General features: G+C 77.5%; 4 protein-coding genes. All 4 read left to right on the top strand.

Going from position 1 to position 21,644, the window contains the following annotated elements:
- Positions 1 to 33: 33 nt before the first annotated feature.
- From QUV83_RS02725 to QUV83_RS02710, 4 genes are read left to right on the top strand one after another with little or no spacing between them, the layout of a single operon-like run.
- Positions 34 to 10,995, top strand: coding sequence for a non-ribosomal peptide synthetase (locus tag QUV83_RS02725; RefSeq protein ID WP_289562405.1), 10,962 nt, complete (start codon positions 34 to 36; stop codon positions 10,993 to 10,995).
- The gene (locus QUV83_RS02720) at positions 10,992 to 18,191 is read left to right on the top strand and encodes an amino acid adenylation domain-containing protein (protein WP_289562403.1); all 7,200 of its coding nucleotides are present in this window, start codon (positions 10,992 to 10,994) and stop codon (positions 18,189 to 18,191) included. Before QUV83_RS02725 ends, QUV83_RS02720 begins: the two co-directional genes overlap by 4 nt.
- A complete protein-coding gene (locus QUV83_RS02715; RefSeq protein ID WP_289562400.1) occupies positions 18,188 to 19,858 on the top strand; it encodes an ATP-binding cassette domain-containing protein in 1,671 nt (556 codons plus the stop codon). The genes QUV83_RS02720 and QUV83_RS02715 overlap by 4 nt, the downstream gene beginning before the upstream one ends.
- Positions 19,855 to 21,630 carry an ABC transporter ATP-binding protein gene (locus QUV83_RS02710; protein ID WP_289562398.1) on the top strand — a complete coding sequence of 592 codons (1,776 nt, stop codon included), beginning with the start codon at positions 19,855 to 19,857 and terminating at the stop codon, positions 21,628 to 21,630. The genes QUV83_RS02715 and QUV83_RS02710 overlap by 4 nt, the downstream gene beginning before the upstream one ends.
- The last annotated feature ends 14 nt before the right edge of the window (positions 21,631 to 21,644 follow it).

The following is a 21,644-nucleotide window of genomic DNA, read 5'->3' as shown; positions in this document are numbered from 1 at the left end:
CATCCACCGACTCCCGTGAAGGGGCCCGCACCCGTGTCACCCACGCGCACCGCATCCGAGGACCTGGCAGCCGTGGCGGCCGCCACACGCCTGCCGCTCAGCGCCGCCCAGCGCAGCATCATCGACGCGCAGGCGCTCGACCCGGACTCCGACGTCTTCGTCGTCGCCGACCGCGTGGAGCTCACCGGCCACGTGTCGACGGCGCTCCTCGCCCGCGCCATCGAGGAGACGGTCGGGGAGGTCGACGCCCTCGCGTTCCGCGTCGAGCGCGACCCCGCGACGGGGGAGCCGTCCCGGGCCGCGGTCCGCGCCGAGGCAGTGGTGCGGGTGCACGACGTGTCAGGCGAGACGGACCCGGAACGCGCGGCACGGGCGCTCATCGACGCCGAGCTGGCCCGCGGCGCGGGAGGGCTCGACGCCGCAGAGCCCATCGGGCAGCTGGTCGTCCGCACGGGGCCGGAGCGGGTGGTGTGGCTGCAGCGGTACCACCACGTCGCCGTCGACGGCTACGCGATCTCGCTCATCGCGCGGCGCGTGGCGGAGCGGTACCGGGCGCTGGCGGGGGGCGGCGGCGTGGGGGAGGGCTTCGGCTCGCTCGAAGCCCTGGTCGAGGCGGAGGCGGCGGCACGGGAGGCCTGCTCCGGCGCGGGGATCGCGGCGCTGCTCGATGCCGGGCCCTCGCCCCTCGCCGCCGACGGCACCGTCCCGACGGTGTCCGGGCAGCGGGCCCCCGCGGTGCGCCGCGCGATCGGGGTCGACCTCGCGCTCCCCGAGGAGTCCCACGAGGCGGTGCTGCGGCTCACCGCGCGGGACAGGCGGATCACCTGGGCGGATGTGCACACTGCCGCCTACGCGGTGTTCGTGGCCCGGGCGTCCGGCTCGGGCGCCGTCGTGCTCGGCATCCCGTTCGCCGCCCGCACGACGCGCGAGGCGGCGCGCACCCCGTCGATGTCCGTCACCGTGCTGCCGCTGCCCGTGCGGGTCGACCCGGCGCAGTCGCTGGCCGGGCTCGCCCATCGCGTGGCCGAGGGCCTCGCGGTGCTGCGCCGCTCCCAGGCGCTGCGCGGCGAGGAGATCGCCGCCGCGCGGGGGATCCCCTCGCTGCTGCGAGGGCCCGGGGTCAACCTCAAGCCCTACACGCCAGTGCTGGACTTCGGCGGCGCCCGCGGCGAGCTGCGCACCGAGGCGGCGGGGCCGGTGGACGACCTCGACCTGTCCGTCACCGCGGACGAGCGGGGCGTCACGTTGCGCGTCGACGCGAACCCGGACACCTACACCGTGGCCGAGGTGGAGCGGGTGGCCGCGCGGTACGCGGGACTCCTCGAGCGGCTCCTGGCCGACCCCGACCGCCCGGTGGGGCGCGTGCCGGCGCTGCCCCGGGGCGAGGCGGGCGCGGACGGCTCCGAGCCCGCGCCCGAGGGCGGCCTCGACATCGTGGACGTGTCCCAGGCGCTCGCGCGGGCGGCGGCCGCCGAGCCGCAGGCGATCGCCGTGCGCTCGGGCGTCGACGCCGTCACGTTCGGCGGCCTGCACGCGCGGGTCCGCGCCCTCGCGGAGCGGCTCGTTGCCCTCGGCGCCGGGCCGGAGCGGGTCGTGGCCGTGGCCCTGCCCCGGGGCGTCGACCTGGTGGTGGCCCTCCTCGCGGTGCCCGAGGCGGGCGCGGCGCTCACGCCGGTGGACCTGGGCTACCCGGCGGAGCGCATCGCGTTCCTGCTAGAGGACTCCGCGCCGGTGGTGGTGCTGACCGTCGCGGGCTCGGCGGCCGCCAGGCATCCGCGGGCGCTCATCCTCGACGACACGGGCAGCCTCCCTGACGCAGTGGCCGCCCCCGACGCCCCCGAGGTGGCGCACGACCCGGCGAGCCTCGCCTACGTCGTCTACACGTCCGGCTCGACGGGCCGCCCCAAGGGCGTCGGCGTCAGCCGCGGAGCCCTCGCGTACTTCCTCGCACACCACGCGGCGACGTTGTTCGGCCCCACCGCGGCACGGGCCGGGCGGCGGCTGCGGGCCGCGCACACGGCGTCCTTCTCCTTCGACTCGTCGTGGGAGCAGCTCCTGTGGCTGCTGCTCGGCCATGAGCTCGTCGTCTTCGACGAGGACGACCGGCGCGACGCCCGCGCCATCGTCGAGGCGATCGACGCCGTCGGGATCGACACCCTGGACGTGACCCCGTCCTTCGCCTCGGCCCTCGTCGACGCCGGGCTGCTCGAGACGGCGCACACCCCCGAGCTGTTCCTCATCGGCGGCGAGGCCGCGCCCGCGGACCTGTGGCGCAGGCTGTCGGCGTCCGGCATGGCCTGCCACAACTTCTACGGCCCCACCGAGGCCACCGTCGACGCCCTCGGGGCGCCCGTCGTGGGGGAGCACCCCCGGATCGGCCGCGCGCTCGCGGGCGCCGACGCGCTCGTCCTCGACGCCGCCCTCCAGCCCGTGCCCGTCGGCGTCGTCGGGGAGCTGTACCTCGGCGGGCCGCACCTCGCGCGCGGCTACCAGGGGCGGTCCGCCCTCACCGCCACGCGGTTCATCGCCGACCCGCGCGGCGGCGGCCGGCGCCTCTACCGCACGGGCGACCTCGTGCGCGTCGAGGCGGACGGCGCCCTGACCTCGCATGGGCGCGGCGACGACCAGGTGAAGATCCGCGGGCACCGCGTCGAGCTCGGCGAGGTGCATGACGCGGTGGCGCGGCTCGACGGCGTGGGGCACGCGGCCGCCTGCGTCCGCGGCGCGGGCGGCTCCACGCGGCTGCTGGCCTACGTGGTCCCGGCGCCCGGGGCCGACCTCCACCCGGCGCGGCTGCTGGCGCGGCTGCGCGAGACGACGCCCGACCACCTCGTCCCGCATGCCGTGGTGCTGGTGGACAGGCTCCCGCTCACCGCACACGGCAAGCTCGACGTCGCGGCGCTCCCGGAGCCGGGCCCCGTGGGCGCCGGCGGCTCGGCGCCCGAGACGGACGCCGAGCGGCTGGTGTGCGCGGCCGTCGGCGAGGTGCTGGGCCTGGTGGACGTTCCGGTGGACGTCGACATCGTGACGCTCGGCGGTGACAGCATCACGGCGATCGCCATCGTGTCGGCGCTGCGCAGAGCCGGCTGGGTCGCACGCCCGCGCGACCTGTTCGCGGCCCGCACCGCGCGCGGGCTGGCGGCGCTGCTCCGCCCGCTCGCCGAGACGCGGGCCCGGGCCCGTCAGGCCGCCTGGGGCCCCGTGCCCCCCACCCCTGTCGTGCGCGCCCTGGAGCGGCTCGCCCCCGGGCTCGACGCGGTGCGCGCGTACGCGCAGAGCGTCGTGCTCCACGCGCCGGGAGCGGACGCGCCGCGGCTGCGAGCGGCCGTGGAGGCCCTTGCCCAGCGGCATCCGGTGCTGGGCCTCGTCGCCCGGCCCGGCCCGGCCGGGACGGCGCCGGGGTGGGCCCTGGAGATCCCGGCGCCCACCGCGCGCCAGCCGATCCAGGTCGTGGCGGTGGGCGGCGCGGACAACGCTGACGCCTCGTCCGGGGTGGAGGCGCTGCGCAGCCGCCTGGTCGGCTCGCTCGACCCGTCGTCGGGCCGGGTCGTCGCCGTCGGGCTCGTCGCCCACGACGAGGCCGTCGTCGTGGCGGCCCACCATCTCGTGGTGGACGGCGTCTCCTGGCGCGTGATCATCCGCGAGCTCGGCGTGCTGCTCGGCGGCGGGTCGCTCCCCACGGGCGAGGACGCGGCCTGGCGTGAGCGGGCCCTGGCCCTTGACGCGCTGCGGCCCACGCCCGCGGAGGAGGCGCACTGGCGCGCGCTCGCGGAGAGGGGGTGCTCCGTGCTCCCCGACCCCGTGCCCGTCTACGCGGCGAGCTCCGCGTCGCGGGTGGTGCGCGCCGCGGGCCCCGACGTGGCCGAGGCCGTGCTCACCCGGCTGCCGAGCCTGCTGGACGCCCGCCCCGACACCGTCCTGGCGGGGGCGTTGGCCGCTGCGCTCCGCGAGTGGCGGGGTGTCGCGGCCGGGGGCCGACTGCTCGTCGACTGGGAGACGCACGGCCGCGACCCGCTGCACGACGGCGAGGACCCCTCCGAGGGCATCGGGTGGTTCACCACCGAGTTCCCGGTGGCGATCGAGCTCCCCGCCGGGGCGCCCCGCGCTGACGACCCGGATCTCTTGGCGGAGGCCGTCCGCGCTGCCCGGCAGGCCCGGGCGGAGGCGCCGGGGGACGGCTTCGGCGCGGGCGTGGCAGCCGGCCAGGCCCGGCCCGCGGTGCTGCTCAACTACCTCGGCCGCTTCGACGGCGAGGCCCCCGCGGGCGCCGGAGTGGCGCTGCTGGGCGATCGGCCCTTCGACGTGCACCTGCCGGACGGCCTCGGCATCGGGCATGCCCTCGAGGTCGCCGTCTTCGTGCTGCCCGGGGACGCGGGCCTCGAGGTCGAGTGGACGATCGCCCCGGGGCTCGCCGACGAGGCCGAGGCGCTCCTCGCGGCCTGGGACCGGGCGCTGGCCGGCCTGGTGGTGCTCGGGGGGCGCCCGGACGCCGACGCGCCCGCCACCCTCATCCCCGCCGACGCCGCCCTGCCGGGGCTCGCCGCCGCGCAGATCCGCGCGATCGAGCGCGAGCACGGGCCGCTGCGCGACATCGCCCCGCTGTCGCCGATGCAGGAGGGGCTGCTGTTCCATGCCCTGCGCGACGGCGAGGACGACGTGTACACGACCGTCACCACCGTCCACCTGGAGTCCACGCCGCACGGCGACGGCCGCGTCGACCCGATCGACGCGCACGGGCTCGCGGCGGCGGTGGAGGCGGTGGTCCGCGCGCACCCGCAGCTCGGCGCCGCCTTCGTCGTCGACGCCGCCCACCGGCCCGTCCAACTCGTGCCGCGCCGGGCCGCGGCGGAGGTCACCGTGCATGAGCTCGGCGCCGACGCCCAGCGGATCGTGGCGGCGGAGATCGCCCGGCGCACAGACGTCGGGCGCCCACCGCTGCTGCGCGCTCACGTGGCGCCGACGGGGCCCACGTCGGCGACGCTCGTGCTCGCCGCCCACCACCTGCTGCTCGATGGCTGGTCCACCCCGATCCTCGTCGACCGGGTGCTCGACGCCGCGGCGGGCGGGCGCCCCGCAGACGGCTGGCCCGCGCTGCGCCGCGCCGTCCTCGCCCAGGTGGGGCCCCAGGTCGAGTCCCAGGTCGAGCCCCAGGTCGAGCAGGGCGGCGACGCGTCGCGCGAGGCGTGGCGCGCGCACCTCGACGGGTTGGCGCAGGCGTCGATCGTCGCGCCGGGGGCGTCGGGGCCGGTGCGCACCCGGTCCGTCGCCGTGCCGCTCAACCCGGACGCGGCCAGCAGGCTGCTCCGGACGGCCCGCGTGGCCGGGCTCACGGTCAGCACCGTCCTCACAGGGGCGTGGGCGTACGTCGTGGCAGGGGCGCTCGGCAGCGCCGACGTGGTGGTCGGGGTGACGACAGCCGGGCGCGGCGCCGCCGTCGAGGGCGTGGACGGGGTTGTCGGGCTGCTGTCGGCCACGGTCCCGGCGCGGTTCCGGATGCGGCCGGGGCGCCCGTTCGGCGCACAGCTCCGCGCGTTGCAGCGTGAGCGCGCCGACCTGCAGGACCACGAGTCGCTGCCGCTGGCGGACATCGAGGCGGTCGCCGGGGTCGGGACGCTCTTCGACACCCTCGTCGTCGTCGAGAACTACCCGCCCGGGAAGCCGGGGACGCCCGGCGGGCTCCAGGTCGCGGGCATGGCCGCCGCCGGGTCGACGCACTACGCCGTCGGCATCACGGCCCTCCCCGGCGAGGGGCTGCGGGTCGAGCTCGACCACGACGAGGCGCGGGTGCCGGCCGAGCGCGCGCAGCGGCTCGCGACGGGGCTCGCCGACGTGCTCGAGCGGCTCGCTGACGGGCTCGACCTGACACCGCTCGCGCTGCCCGCCCCCGACGGCGCAGTCGTCCTCGTGGGCCCCGAGCCGGAGCGGACCCCGCAGGACGGGTCCGGGACGTGCGCCGTCCTGCGGAGCCTGCTGCGGGCCGCGGCAGCCCAGCCGGACGCCGTCTCGGTGCGGTTCCGCGAGCGCGCCGTCACCACCGCGGAGCTCACCGCGATGGCCGGCGGCATCCAGGCCGCGCTCGAGCAGGCCGGAGCGGGCCCCGAGCACGTCGTCGCGCTCACGCTGCCGCGCGGGGTGGAGATCGTCGCGGCGATCATCGCGTGCCTCAGCGCCGGGGCCGCCTACCTCCCGCTCGACCCGGCACTCCCGCCAGCCCGAATGCGGGCGCTGCTCGACGACGCCGGGGTGGGGCTGGTCGTCGCGGCACGGGGGAGCGAGGCGGCGCGCCTCGCGGCCGAGGCCGGGCTCACCGTCGTCGACCCCGCAGACGCCCGGCCCGCGCGGCTCGCCCCCCGCGCCGTCCCCGGGGCGGCCGCGGCCTACGTCATCCACACCTCGGGCTCCACCGGTCGGCCGAAGGGCGTCGTCCTGACCCGCGACGCCCTCGACACCCACTTCGACGGGCTCCGCACGGGGCGGCACGCCGAGCTGGTGGAGCGCCTGCGCGCCCGTGAGGGCCGCTCGTGCGTGGTCGCCGTGCACAGCGCCTCGTTCTCCTTCGACACCTCGCTGATCCAACTGCACTGGGCGTTCGCCGGGCATGAGCTGGTGGTGCTCGACGAGGACGAGCGCCGCGACCCGGCGCTCTTCACCGCGCGGGCGCGGGCAGCCGACGTCATCGACGTCGCCCCCGTCCTCGCCGAGCAGCTCGTCGCGGCGGGGATCGCCGACGGCGTCCGGCCGCTGCCCGAGATCCTGCTCGGCGGCGAGGCCGTCGCGCCCGAGTTGTGGACAGCCCTGCGGGAGCGCGCGGACCGCACGCGCAGCCTCAACTTGTACGGCCCCACCGAGGCGACGGTGGACGCCCTGGGCGCCGTCGTCGCGGACTCCGAGGCCCCGCTCATCGGCGCCCCGGTGGCGGGCGTCACCGCGACGATCCTCGACCCGTGGCTGCGACCGGCGCCGCGCGGCGTCGCGGGCGAGCTCTACCTCAGCGGGGGGCAGCTCGCGCGGGGCTACCTCGGGCGGCCCGGGCTCACCGCGGCGAGCTTCGTCGCCGGCCCCGACGGGACGCGGCGATACCGGACGGGCGATCTCGTCCGGGCGGGCGCCGATGACCAGGTCGAGCACCTCGGGCGGCTCGACGACCAGGTGAAGATCGCCGGGCACCGCATCGAGCCCGGCGAAGTCGAGGCGGCGCTGCGGGAGATCCCCGGAGTCGCGCAGGCCGCGGCCTACGCCGACGTGCCGGGGCCCGTGGCCTCCCGGCTGCTCGCCGCCGTGACGGGCGCCGGGATCACGGCCGACGAGGTTCGGAGGGCCGTCGCGCAGCTGCTCCCGCAGCATCTGACCCCCTCACAGGTGCTCGTGCTCGACGCGCTCCCCGTGACGACGAGCGGCAAGGTCGACAGGCCCGCCCTCCGCGACCTCGCGGCCCAGCTCGGCGCCGTCGACGCCGGGCGGACGGTCATCGCGCCGGCCACCCCGCAGGAGGAGGCGGTCGTCAGCGCGGTGCGGGCTGCCCTGGGCGGGGGCCCGGTGTCCGTCGACGACGACTTCTTCGCGCTGGGCGGCCATTCGCTGACGGCGCTGCGCGTGATCGGCGCGCTGCGGGCCGCGGGCCTCACCCTCGGGGTGAAGGACGTGTTCGAGGCGCGGGTGATCGGGCGCATCGCCCAGCGGGCTGCCCCGGCGGCCGTGGCGGCTCCGGCGTTGGCCGGTGGCATCGTGGAGCCCGGCCTGGCAGCCGGAGCGCTCGATCAGGCAGCCCGGGCCACACCGCCGCCCGCCGGGCGCGTCCCGGTGTCGTCGGCGCAGCGCAGGCTCCTGTTCCTCGCGGAGCTCGAGGGCGTCAGCGCCACGTACACGGTTCCGGTGACCTTCGACGTGGATGGCGCAGTGAACGCTGAGGCGCTCGCCGCGGCATGGGAGGGCGTCGTCCGGCGCCACCCGGTGCTCCGCACCGTGTACGTCCGCGACGACGGCGGCGGCTTCGGCGCCGAGGCGCTCGCGGAGCCGCCGACGTCGTTCGCCGTCGTCGACCTCGGCCCGAGGGCCGCCGCCGTGGACGTCGACCACGTCGTCGCCGCCGAGGAGGCTCGCGCCTTCGACGTGTTCGGCGCGCCGCCCGTGCGCTGCACCCTGGTGGCCTCGGGCCAGCGGGCGGCGCTCGTGATCGCCGCGCACCACGTGGCCGTGGACGAGGCGTCGTTCGCGGTGATCCTGGAGGACCTGTCCGCGCTGCTGCACGGGCAGGAGCCCGCCCCCGCCGTGCCGTTCGCCGTCTTCGCGGCCGAGGAGGAGCGCGGCGACGCCGCGGCGGCAGCGCGCTGGCGTGAGCGGCTGGCCGGGATCCCGGCCGAGGTGGAGCTCCCCACCGACCGGCCGCGACCCGAGCGCGCCAGCCATCGGGCGCACACCGTGTCCGCCCCCGTGCCGGCGCCGCTCGCCGAGCGCATCGCCGCGGTGGCCGCCGCCGAGGGCGCCACACCCCTCATGGTGGTGCAGACGGCTGTCGCGACGCTGTGGCAGGCGCTCGGGGCGGGTGACGACATCGTGCTCGGCTCGCCCGTCTCCACCCGGCTCGACGAGCGGTTCGCGCGCACGGTCGGCTACCTGGTGAACACGCTGCCCGTGCGGTTGGACGTCTCGGGCGGCGAGCACCTGGCCGGGTTGCTCGGCCGGACCCGCCGCAGCGTGCTCGACGCGTGGGCGGACGCCCAGACGCCCTTCGAGGAGGTCGTCGACGCGGTCGCCCCGCCGCGCTCGCTGTCCCGGCATCCGCTGTTCCAGACGATGGTCACGGTCGAGCAGCCGGTCGGGGAGCGGCTGCGGCTGCCCGGGGCCCGCGCCGTCGAGCGGACGGCGGGCGCCGACTCCGCGCGCTTCGACCTGGCGGTGCGGCTCCGCATGGGCGGTGCGGGGGAGCCGGGCTCGCTCACCCTCGTCGCCGCGGCCGACCTCTACGACCCGGCGAGCGCGCGACGGCTGCTCGAGCGCCTGTTGGGCTGGACGGCCGCGTTGCTCGCCGACCCCCGGCGCCCGGTGCGGGCCATCGACGCCCGGCTGGAGGACGAGCGCCGCCGCCCAGCCGTCGACTCCCAGGTCGTGGCCGGGGACGCGACGCTCCTCGGGTCCCTCGCGGACGCCGTCGCCGCCTGGCCCGACCGCCTCGCGTTGGCGGCGGTCGACGAGCGCCTCGACTACGGGGCGCTCGCCACCCGGGTCCTCGCGCTGCGGGACGCGCTGCGCCGCGCGGGCATCGGCCCGGAGGATCGCGTCGCGGTGGCCACCGGGCGGGGCTCCGAGCTCGTCGTCGCGCTGCTCGGCGTCCTCGCCACGGGCGCGGCGTACGTGCCGCTCGACGTCGACTACCCGCAGGCCCGGCTCCAGATGATGCTGGACGACGCCGACCCGGCGCTCGTCCTCGTCGACGCCGGGACGCGGGGCGCGGGGCGGGGCCGCCCAGAACTGGTGCTCGGCGAGGCCGAGGCTCCGCCGGCCACCCCCGCGAGCCCGGTGAGCCCGTCCCATGCCGCCGACGAGTTGCGCCGCGCGGCCGCAGCGGCGCACGGCGCGGCCACGGCCTACGTGATCTACACCTCGGGCTCGACCGGGCGGCCCAAGGGCGTCGCTGTGCCGCGAGCGGCACTCGACGCGTTCCTCGCCCACGAGCGCGCCGTGCTCGGCCTCGGCGCGGACGACCGCCTCCTCGCCGTGACGACGGTGTCCTTCGACATCGCCGCCCTGGAGGTGTTCGTGCCGCTCATGAGCGGGGCCGCGATCGTCCTCGCGGATCGTGCGCAGGTGCGCGACCCCGACCAGTTGACGGCGCTGGCGGCGCGGGAGCGGTGCACGCTGCTCCAGGCGACCCCCTCGTTGTGGCGGCCGCTCGTGGAGGCCCACCCGGAGGCGTGGTCCCGGGTCGCGGCCCTCGTCGGAGGGGAGGCGCTCCCGGCGGACCTGGCCCAGGCGATGCGCCAACGGTGCCGGTCGGTGCGCAATGTGTACGGGCCCACGGAGGCCACGGTGTGGGCTACGAGCGCACAGGTCGACGCCGCGCCCGCGATGCCATCGGGCACAGCGATGCCGCCTGGCACAGCGATGCCGATCGGCGTGCCCTTCGCCGGCGTCGGCGCGCAGGTGCTGGACCCGGCGCTGCGACCCGTGCCGGACTCCGTGCAGGGCGAGCTCTACCTCTCGGGCACGCAGGTCGCGCGCGGCTACCTCGGCCGGGCCGGGCTCACGGCGTCCCGGTTCGTCGCCGACCCGTTCGGCGAGCCCGGCGGGCGGCTCTACCGCACGGGCGACGTGGTCCGCCGGGACGGCAGCGGCGTCCTGCACTTCCTGCGGCGCGCCGACGACCAGGTCAAGGTCGACGGACACCGAATCGAGCTGGGCGAGGTGGAGGCAGCGCTCCGCGAGCTCCCCGGCGTGCGGCAGGCGGCGGCGGTCGTCCGGCCCGGGCCGACGGGACGCGACCGGCTGCTCGGCTACGTCGTGCCGGAGCCCGGGATGCGGATCGACGGCCAGGCGGCGCGCGACGCGCTCGCCGCGGGGCTCCCCGCGGCGTATGTGCCCCGGGTCGTGACGGTGCTCGACGCCATCCCGCTGACGCTGAACGGCAAGGTCGCGCGCGGCTCGTTGCCGGAGCCCGCCACCGCCGAGCGGATGCTCCGGGAGCCGGGCACCGCGGCCGAGCGGGCAGTCGTCGAGGCCGTCGCCGAGACGCTGGGCCTGGCCGCCGTGTCACCGGACGACGGCTTCTTCGAGCTGGGCGGGGACAGCATCTCCTCGATCCGCCTCGTCGCCCTCGTCCGCGCGCGCGGCTTCGCCCTCACCCCCGGCCTCGTGTTCTCCCATGAGCGCCTCGCGTCGCTGGCAGCCGCCGCGACGCCCCTGGCGCCGGCGCCGCAGCGGCCCGCGCGCCGGACCCGGGCGCGGATCAGCGCGCGCGACCTCGGCAGCATCGAACGACTCCTGGAGGACCCCCGATGAGCACCACCACGTCGACGCCGTCGGTCACCGACCTCTGGCCGCTCACCCCGTTGCAGCGGGGCCTGCTGTTCCACTCGTTGTGGGAGCGGGACGCGGGGGAGCAGCCGACCTACCTACTGCAGTTCGCCGTCGAGCTCGAGGGCGAGGTGGCGGGCGAGGCGGTGCGCACGGCCCTGGCGGCGGTGCTGGACGCCCATGAGAACCTCCGTGCCGGGTTCTTCGCCGAGGGCGACTCCGCGCCCGTGCAGTTCGTGGCGGATGGGCTGGAGCCCGAGTGGGAGGCCCTCGACGCGCTGGCGGCCGCCGGGGCCGGCCCGGGCGAGGCGCCCACGCATCCGGCGGTGGCGGCGATCGCGGACGCGGAGTGGGCTCGGGGCTTCGATCCCCGTCGTCCGCCGCTGCTGCGGGGCCGGTGGGTGCGTGTCGGGCCGGGGCGCGCGGTGCTCCTGCTGACGGCGCACCACCTTGTGCTCGACGGGTGGTCAGTGCCGCTCCTGCTCGAGGAGATCCTCCTGCGGGCCACGGGCGGCGAGCCGGAGCCGGGTGAGGCGGGCTTCGTCGACCACCTCGACGCGGTGCTGCCGGACGACGACCCGTCGCGCGGGCAGCGGGCGACGGAGGCCGTGGCGGGCACGCTCGACGGGCTCGGCGCCCCGACGCTCGTGGCCCCGGCCGCGACCCCGGCGGGGGCCGTGACGACGCGACGGGCTGTTGTGGTCCCGCGCGCCGACGATCTCAGGGGCCGGGCGCGTGAGCTCGGCGCCACCCCCGCGGCGGTGCTGTCCGCGGTGTGGGGCCTGGTGCTGGGCCGGGTCGCCGATGACGCGGACGTCGTGTTCGGCCTCACTGTCTCCGGGCGCGGCGCCGAGGTCCCGGGCAGCGACCGGATCATCGGGCTGCTCGGCAACACGCTCCCGTTCCGCGTCCGGGCCCGTCCGGGCGACCGACTGGGCGACGTGGTGCGCGCCGCCCACCGGCTGCACGGCGTCGTCGCCGACGCGCAGGCGGCCGACCTGGGCGCCGTCCAGGGGCGCGTCGGGCTCGGCACGCTCTTCGACGCGCTCCTCGTGGTGGAGAACTACCCGGGCGACGTCGGCGGCTGGCGCAGCGCCGACGGCTCGGTTCGCGTGACGGGGACCTGGGCGCGTGACGCCGTGCACTACCCGCTGGCCCTCCTCGCCGAGATCGGCGACGAGCTGCGCCTTGAGCTCACCGTGCGGTCGGACGTCCCCGGCGGGATCGACGGCGTGGAGGCACTGCTGCGGCGCGCACTGGACGCCGTGCTCGACGACCCGTGGGCCCGGGTCGCGCAGATCGCCTTCGACGGCGGTGCGCCGGCGCCCGCGATCCTCGACGGCGGGCCCGCCCCCGAGGCCGACCTCGACACGCTCCTCGACGAGGTCCTGGCCCGGCACGGCCACGAGGTCGCCCTCGTCGATGGCACGACGAGGATCACCACCGCCGAGCTGCACCGGGCAGCGTCGGCCGTTGCCGCAGGGCTCGGGGCGGGTGGGGGCGCGATCGGCGTCCTCGCGCCCCGCTCCGCGGCCCTCGTGGTGGGGGTGCTCGCGGCGCTGCGCTCGGGGCGGCCCTTCCTGGCGCTCGACCCGGCGTTGCCGGCCGCGCGCTTGCGGGAGATGGCGGCGCAGGCCGACGTCACCGCGCTGATCGTCGCGCCGGGGGCCGGGGAGACGGCCACCGCGCTGGGGTTCGACGAGCCGGCGGGGAATCGCCTGCCCGACGACGTGGACGACGCAGGCGCAGGCGCAGGCGAGCCGACCGTGCGTCGCCGGGCCGGGGCCGCCGTGTCCTGGCCCCCGTCGACCGCCGGCTCGGCCCCCGCCTACGTGGTGTTCACCTCGGGGACCACCGGCCGCCCCAAGGGCTGCGTGAACACTCGGCGCGGCCTGGCGGTGCGCCTGGCCTGGATGCGCGAGCGCTACGGGATCGGCGGCGACGACGTGATCCTGCACAAGACGCCCGTGACCTTCGACGTCTCGGTGTGGGAGCTCGTGCTGCCGCTGATGACGGGCGCGCGCCTTGTGCTGGCGCCGCCGGGCGCGCAGGGCGATCCCGAGGAGCTCGACGGCCTCATCGCCCGCGAGGGCGTGACCACCGTGCACTTCGTGCCGTCGATGCTCGCGGCGTACCTCGACCTGGTGCCGGAGCCCTCGTGGGGGAGCGTCCGCCGCGTCGTGTGCAGCGGGGAGCAGCTCCCGGCGGCGCTCGCCGCAGCCGCCGCCCGCGCGGCGGGCGCGCCGGTGCACAACCTGTATGGGCCCGCCGAGGCGGCGATCGACGTGACCGCCGGGGACTGCGCGCATGAGGCCGCCGGCGCGTCGTCGCCGATCGGCGCGGCGACGCCGGGCACCGTGCTGCGCGTGCTCGACACGGCGCTGCGCCCTGTCGGGCTCGGCGGCGTCGGCGAGCTCTACCTCGCGGGCGACCAGCTCGCGCTGGGCTACACGGGGCGGGCCGCGATGACGGCGGAGCGCTTCGTCGCCGACGCCCACGGCTCAGGGGCGCGGCTGTACCGGACGGGGGACCTCGTCGAGGTCGCTCCCGAGGGGCTCGTGCACCGGGGGCGCCGCGACGACCAGGTGAAGATCCGCGGGATGCGTGTGGAGCCCGACGAGACGCGCTCCGCGCTCGAGGCCCTGCCCGGGGTGTCGCGGGCGGCAGTCCTCGTCGACGACGAGTCCGGGCCCGCGCTCGTCGCCCTCGTGCGCCTCGCGCCGGGAGAGGTCGCCACCCCCGCCACCCTCACGGCCGCCCTCGCCGACGTCCTCCCCGAGCCGCAACGGCCCGCGGCCGTCCTCGTCGTCGAGAGCCTCCCGACCACGACGAACGGCAAACTCGACCGGCGTGCCGCGCTCGACCTGGTGCACGGGGCCCGCGCACAGGGCGCTCGGCCCGCCAGCCCCGCGTCGGACAGCGACTCCCGTGCCGTGCGGCTCGCGGAGATCGCCCGCACGGTGATTGGCTCCGAGGCCGGCGTGGACGGCGACCTGTTCGCCGCCGGGCTGGACAGCATCTCCGCGATCCGCCTGGTCGCGCTGGCCCGGCGATCGGGGATCGACATCGGGCTCGGGACGGTCTTCGAGGCGCGGACCGCCTCGGCGATCGCCCAGGCGGCCTCCCCACAGCCCGGGGGCGCCGACGGCCATGCCGGGCCACAGTCCGAGTCCGGGCAGGACGCGGCCACCCGCGAGGTGCTGGACCGGCTGGCCCCCCACCGGGAGGCCGTGCTCAGCCTCGGCCCCCTGCAAGAGGGCCTGTACGTCCACGCGCAGCTCGGCGGGGACGACCTCGACGTGTACGTGGTGCAGCACAAGCTCACGCTCCGCTCCGAGGTGGACCCCGACGCGTTGCGGCGCGCGGGGGACGCGCTGCTGCGGCGGCATCCGAGCCTGCGCGCCGGGTTCGTCTCCGATGGGTTGGCGGCGCCGCTGTCCTTCGTCGCCCCGGCGGCGGCGATGCCGTTCGAGCGGGTCGACCTCGCCGCGCTCACACCGGCGGAGCAGGAGGCGGCGCTCGCACGGCTCACCGAGCGCCAGGTGGAGGAGGGCTTCGACCTGGCCGCGCCGCCGCTGATCCGGCTGGTGGCCGCCCGGCTCGGCCCGGAGCACTGGCTCGTGAGCATCGTGCACCACCACATCCTCACGGACGGCTGGTCGCAGACGATCCTGCTCGAGGACCTCTTCGAGCTCTACGACGAGGCGCTGCGCGCGCCCGGCCCGGTCCCCGACGCGGGCCTCGCGCCGGCGGCGGACTTCGGGGAGTACCTCGCCTGGGTGGCGCGGCAGGACCACGGCGCGGGCGTCGCGCTGTGGCGGGAGGCGCTCGCTGGCCTGCCGGGCCCCACGCTCGTCGAGCCGCGCTCGGTGGGCGCCCCGCCCGTGCTCTCCGAGTCCGCGACGCATCTGCTCGACGACGCGCTCACGGCGGCGCTCACCGGGCTCGCCCGGCGGGCCTCGGTGACCCTGTCCACGGTGCTCTCCTATGCGTGGGCGCATGTCCTGCGGGGCATCTGCGGGCAGGACGACGTGGTGTTCGGCACCACGGTCTCGGGCCGCCCAGCGGAGCTCGAGGGGGTCGACCGGATGGTCGGGCTGCTCATGAACACCATCCCGGTGCGGGTGCGCGTCCGTCCGGGGCAGACGGTGCTGGAGCAGTTGCGCGCGCATATGGCGGCCCAGGCCCAGACGATGCCCGCCCACCACGTCGGCCTCGGCCACGTGCAGCGCGCGGCGGGCAGGCCAGTGCTGTTCGACACCCTGTACGTGTTCCGCAACCTCCCCTCGGACGAGCAGGCGCAGTCGGCGACGTTCGCCCGCCATCGCATCGTGGAGGCGGAGGCCTACGACGGCACGCACTACAGCCTGGCGATGACGGTGAACCCAGGCGAGCGGCTCGAGTTGGCCCTCGCGCACCGGCCAGACGTGATCGACCCCGAGCGGGCCGAGCGGTACCTCGCCCGCTATGTGGCGACGCTGGCGGGGCTCGTGGCCGGGGCCGACCAGCCGGTGGCCCGGTTGCGCGCCGCCGTCCCCGCCGAGCAGGCGGCCGTCGAGCGCGTCAACGCGGAGGCGACGCGCGTCAGCCCCGCCGACCGGCACGACGCGGGCGGGACGCGCACCGTGGCCCACCTGCTGGCCCTCGCCGCGGAGCGCACACCGCATCGCACCGCGTTGGCAGGCCGCGACCTGGCCGGGGCGGACGCCGCCTGGACCTTCGAGGACGTCCGCCGCCGGGTGGACGACCTCGCCGCGCTCATCGTCGATCGCACGTCGGGGCCGGAGGCCGTCGTGGCGCTCGCGCTGCCGCGCACCGTCGAGCATGTGGTCGCGATCTTCGCGGTGCTGCGCGCGGGCCGGGCGTACCTGCCGCTGGACCTGGCGAACCCCGCCGAGCGGCTCAGCCGCCTGGCGCGCCTCGCGGGCGCCGAGCTCGTGCTGACGGCGCCAGGCGGGTCGGGGGTCGACGGCGTCCCTGTGCTCGACGTGACGGCCCGGCAGGCCGCTGGCGCGCCGTTCATCCCGCCCGCCGTCCTGCCGGACCAGCTCGCGTACACGATCTTCACCTCGGGCTCGACGGGGGAGCCCAAGGGGGTCGCGGTCCCGCACCGCGGGCTCGTCACGATGTACGACAACCATCTGGAGGCGATCTTCCGCCCGGCGATCCGCCGGGCCGGCCGCACCCCGCTGCGCGTCGCCCACACCGTGTCGTTCTCCTTCGACATGTCCTGGGAGGAGCTGTTCTGGCTGCTCGACGGGCATGAGGTCCATGTGATCGACGAGGAGGGCCGCCTCGACGTGCCGACCCTCGTCGATCGGTACGCACGCGTCGGCATCGACGTCGTCAACGTGACGCCCTCCTACGGCAGGGAGCTGATCCGGGCGGGGCTCCTCGACCGGCGCCCGCCCGCGCTGTTCCTGCTCGGCGGGGAGGCCGTCCCCGCCGAGCTGTGGGCTCGGCTGCGCGAGCGCGACGACCTCGTGGCCTACGACCTCTACGGGCCGACGGAGTTCACCATCAACGCCCTCGGCGTCGACCTCGCCTCCAGCGAGTCACCGTGCCTCGGGCGGCCGATCCTCGACGCCCGCGCCCACATCCTCGACTCCGCGCTGCGCGAGGTTCCTCCCGGCGGGACGGGGGAGGTGTACCTCGGCGGGGGCGGCCTGGCGCGCGGCTACCTCGGGCAGGCGGCGCTCACGGCGTCGCGCTTCGTGGCCGACCCGTTCGGGGCGCCCGGCGAGCGGCTCTACCGCACGGGGGACCTGGTGCGCCGGCGGTATGACGGCGGCATCGAGTACCGGGGCCGTGGGGACGACCAGGTGAAGGTGCGCGGCCACCGGATCGAGCTCGCGGAGGTGGAGGCCGCCGCCGAGGCGCATCCGCAGGTGGCGCAGGCCGCGGCCTCGGTGCGCCGCAGCGCCTCCGGCGCCGAGGCGCTGTGCCTCCACATCGTCCCCCGCGAGGTCCTCCGCGAGGCGGCCCCGCAGGCCGTCCCGCGGGCCGGCTCCCGAGACGAGGCCCTACTCGCGGACGTCAGGGCGTCGCTCGCCGCAACCCTGCCCGCGCACACCGTGCCGACCCTGCTCGCGGTGGTGCGCGCCATCCCGCTCACCGCCAACGGCAAGATCGACAGGGCCGCGCTCCCGGAGCCGCGGACCGGCACCGGGGGCGACGCGCCTGTCGGGCGGGTCGAGCGCGTGGTCGCGGCGGTGTTCGCGGAGGTGCTCGGCGTCGAGGTGGGGGGCCGGGACGACGGCTTCTTCGACCTCGGCGGGCACTCGCTGCTGGCCATGCGGGTGGTGGCGCGCCTCGCCGAGGAGCTCGGCGCCCGCGTCCCCGTCGGGACGGTCATGGCTTGCCCGACCGTCCGCACCCTGGCCGTGGCGCTCGCGGAGCCGGCCCGGGACGCCGGGCTCGCCTCCGTGCTGGCCCTGCGCGAGCCCGCGGACGAGGCGCCGGTGTTCTGCGTGCACCCGGCGGGCGGGTTCGCCTGGCAGTTCGCCCCGCTGGTGCGGCTGCTCCCGCCGGGGGTCGGCGTGATCGGGCTGCAGGCGCCGTCCCTCTCCGGCGGGGCGAGCGCCGCCGTCGACATCGACGGCCTCGCGGTGGAGTACCTCGAGCGGATCCGCGCCGTGCGGCCGCACGGGCCGTACCGCCTGCTCGGGTACTCGTTCGGCGGGAACATCGCCCACGCCCTCGCCGCGCTGCTCCGCCGCGAGGGCGAGGCCGTCGAGCTGCTCGTGCTGCTCGACCCGGCGCCTCTCGGCGGGCCCCGGGAGGGGGCGGGCGTCGAGGACCAGGTGGCGCTGCGGGCCGAGCAGCAGGAGTTCCTCGCCGCGCTCGCCGGTGAGGGCGACCTCGACGCCGACCTGCGCGAGGCCATCCGCGCGTCGCGGGGCGTGCTCGGCCTGGACGCCGAGGCGACGCTCGGCGCGATCGTGGAGAGCCACGCCTGGGCGTCCCGGCTGATGGCGGCCTCGCACTCCCCGACGACGGAGGCGCCGACGGTCCTGGTCGTGGCCGAGCGCGAGCAGCCGCAGCCGGCCGCCTGGGACGGGCTCCTCGGCGCCGACGTGGAGCGTGTCGGCCTCGACACCGACCACGCCGGCGTGGTGGCGCCCGCGTCGTGGGAGCGGATCGGGCGGCTCATCGCGGCCCGCCTGGCGGCGCGGGCATGATCCGCCGCACGGCCGGTCGGGGGGCCGGGCGCGCGCTCCCGGCGGAGGCCCGGCAGGTCCGGCGGCTCCTGCGCGGCACGGCCTGGCAGGTGCGCGGGCCGCTGCTCACCGCGGTGCTCGGCGCGGTGGCGCGGCAGGCCGGCTTCCTCGCCGCCCCGTACCTGCTGAGCGTCGCCGTCGACGACGGCGTGGTGGCGGGGGACGCGGGGGCCGTGGCGTTCTGGTGCGCGGCGCTCGCCGTGGCCGCGCTGCTGCAGTTCGCCGGGATGTGCGTGTGGGACCAGGGCGCGAACCTCGCGGACGCCCGCGCCGGGTCGGTGCTGCGCGCCCGGGTGCGGGAGGGGGCGATCCACGGCGCAGACGGGCTCGAGACGGGCGACCTGCTGGTCCGGGCCGGGCGGGACGTCGGGCTGGTGCGGGTGTGGGTGCATGGGCTGCCCACCTGGGCGGTGATCGCGGTCACCGCAGCGGTGCTCGTGCTCGGGCTCGCCGCCCTCGACGTGTGGCTGCTCCTCGTCGCGGGCGCCACCGCGCCGTGCCTCGCGGTGCTCTCTGTGGTCTACCCGCGACGGTTCGAGCGCGCCTCGCGGGCCGCGGCGGACGCGCACGGCTCGCGCGCGAACGTCGTCGACCAGATCGTGCGGGCGGCGCGGGGGCTGCGGGGAGTCGGTGCGGAGGACGCGATCATCCGCCGCCATGACGCCGCGTCAGCGGAGCTCGCCGAGCGCACGGTGCGGGCCAGTGGCGTGCTCGCCCGCTGGACCGCCCTCGGGGAGGGCGTGCCCGCCGTCGCCGCGTCCGTCGGCGTGCTGGTGGGCGCCGTGGCGGTGCTCGACGGGCGCTTGACCGTCGGAGGGCTGGTGGCGTTCACGGGGTGGATGGCGACGGTGGGGGTGGCGGTGCAGGTGGGCCTGATGCGGTGGACGCAGAGCGTCGACGCCCGTGTGGGCGCCGCCCGGCTGGCCCCGGTGATCGCGCGGGCCCCGGCACGCCCAGCCGGCGCCGCGACTCCCGCGCGCCGGGTGGCGCGGGTCGAGGCGCGGGCGCTCGTGCCCGTGCCCGGAGCCTCGGCCGTCGACGTGACGCTGACGCCGGGGCGCCTGGTCGTCGTGACCGGCGGGATCGCGAGTGGGAAGTCGATGCTCCTGCGCGTCCTCGCCGGACTCGTGGCGCCAGCGGGCGGCGCCCTGCTCGCCGACGGGTCGCCCGTGCGCGCGCCGCTCAGCGGGGCCCACCTCGTCCCGCAGCGGCCGGTGGTGCTCACGGGGACGGTGCGGGACAACCTCGCGCTGGGCGCCGCGTCAGGGGACGCCACCGCCGATGACGCGCGCTACCGGCAGGCGCTCGCCGGCGTCGGACTCGACGTGGACCTCGCCGGGCGGGCGCCCGACCTTCTCGACCTGGAGGTGGGCGAGGACGGCGGCGCCCTGTCCGGGGGGCAGCGCCAGCGGCTGGCGCTCGCCCGCGGCCTCGTCGCCGAGCCGGCGTTGCTGCTGCTCGACGACGTCACGTCGGCGGCCGACGGCCACACGGCGGCGCGCCTCGTGGCGGCGATGCGCCGGGCCGCGCGTGAGCGCATCGTCGTGGCCGCGGGGCATGACGACCTGCTCCTCGCGGCGGCCGACGAGGTCGTCGTGCTCCGCGACCGCGCCACGGTGCCCGCATGAGCGGGCTCGACGCGCGGACGCCGGGGCAGGCCGCCGCCGAGGGCCCTGACGACGGGCGCCTCCTCGTCGACTCTCCCGCACGACGCGGCGTCGGCCGCGCCGCGCTGCAGTTCGCGCGGCCGCACCGGCGCGCCCTGGTGGCGGCCGTGGCGCTCGGCGTCGTCGCGAGCCTCGCCACGACACTGGGGCCCGTCGTCGTCGGGCGACTCGTCGACGCGCTCCTGGACGGCGACCGCCAACGGGTGATCCTCCTCGGCGGAGCCGGCATCGCCCTGTCCGTCCTGCGCCTCGCGCTCTCGGCGGCGAGCCGCGCGCGGCTCGCCCGGGCCGGGGAGCACCTCGTGCGGGATGTGCGCGACGCGGTCGCGCGGCAGCTCGCAGCAGCGCCCCTGAGGTTCATCGAGCGCCACCGCGCGGGCGAGCTGCTGCAGCGCTCGACGGCCGAGGTCGCAGAGCTCTCCGCGTTCGTGCGCGAGTCGCTCACGGGCCTGCTCGTCACGGCGTCGACGGTGGTGCTCCTCGTCGCCGTGCTGGCCTCGCAGTCGTGGCTGCTCGCGCTCGTGCTGCTGGCCGTGTTCCTGCCGCCGTCGCTCTTCGTGCTGCACCGGTTCCGCCTGCGCGCCGCCGCGGCGTTCGGCGCGGAGGCACAGGCGGAGGCCGACGTCGCGGCGTCCATCGCCGAGGCCATCCGGGCGCGGGCGCTGTTGTCCACCGCCCCCGCGATCACCACCTCGCGCCTCGCGGACAGGCTCGGCCGCCTGAACGACGGCGCCGTGGCCGCGCAGATGCGCACAGTGGTGCTGAGCCGGTGGATCGGCGCCATGACCCTCATCGAGGGGGCCGCGCTGGCGGTGCTGCTCGCGGTGGGATCCTCGCTCGCGGCCTCCGGGACGATCACCGTCGGAGTCGTCGTCACGTTCCTGCTCGCGAGCGTGACGCTGTTCGCGAGCTTCTCCGACCTGGTCGCCCTGGTGGGCTCCGCCGAGGAGGCGCTCACGGGCGCCGCGCGTGTCCAGGACCTCCTGGGCGCCTCCACGCCGCGCGCGCGCCGCGTCGTTCACGCGGCTCCGGGTGTCGGCGGGGCGCCCCCCGCGATCGAGCTGGAGGACGTCTGGCTCGGCTACGGCGCCCAGCCGGTGCTCGCCGGCGTGTGGCTGCGCATCGAGGACGGCGAGCGCTGCGGCCTGGCCGGGCGCTCGGGCGCGGGGAAGTCGACGATCGCCATGCTCATGGCGGGGCTGGGCCACCCGGACCGGGGCACTGTGCGCTGTGCGGGCCGCGACCTGGCGGGCCTCGGACCCGAGGAGCGCGCCCGCCTGGTGTCATACGTCCCGCAGGAGATGGTGCTCGGCTCCGGGACCCTCGCCGACGAGCTGCGGCTCGTCGCCCCCGACGCGGACGACGCCGCGCTGCGCGGGGCGGTGGAGTCCCTGGGCCTCGGCCGGTGGCTCGACAGCCTGCCTGGCGGCCTCGACGCGCCGCTGGGCGCCGCCTCGGCGCTGACAGTCGGCGAGCGGCAGCTCGTCGCCCTGGCGCGGGTGGCGTTGCGCGGCAGCGCGGTCATCGTGCTGGACGAGGCCACGTCGGATGTGGACCCCGCCTGCGCGGAGCTCGTGGAGTCCGCACTCGACCGGCTCGCCGCGTCGCGGACGGTCGTGGTCGTCGCCCACCGGCCGTCGACGCTCGCCCGGCTCAACCGGGTGTTCGACGTGGCGGGCGGGCAGGTCACCGAGCGGGCGGTCGAGCAGGCCGCCGGGCCGGCGGCGCGGTGAATCGCCGGTGACGC

It is taken from the genome of Cellulomonas cellasea, from assembly GCF_030372105.1.
GTDB lineage: Bacteria > Actinomycetota > Actinomycetes > Actinomycetales > Cellulomonadaceae > Cellulomonas_A > Cellulomonas_A cellasea_A.
Note: the sequence above shows the minus strand (reverse complement) of the source record. Positions and strands in the feature narration are given on the sequence as shown.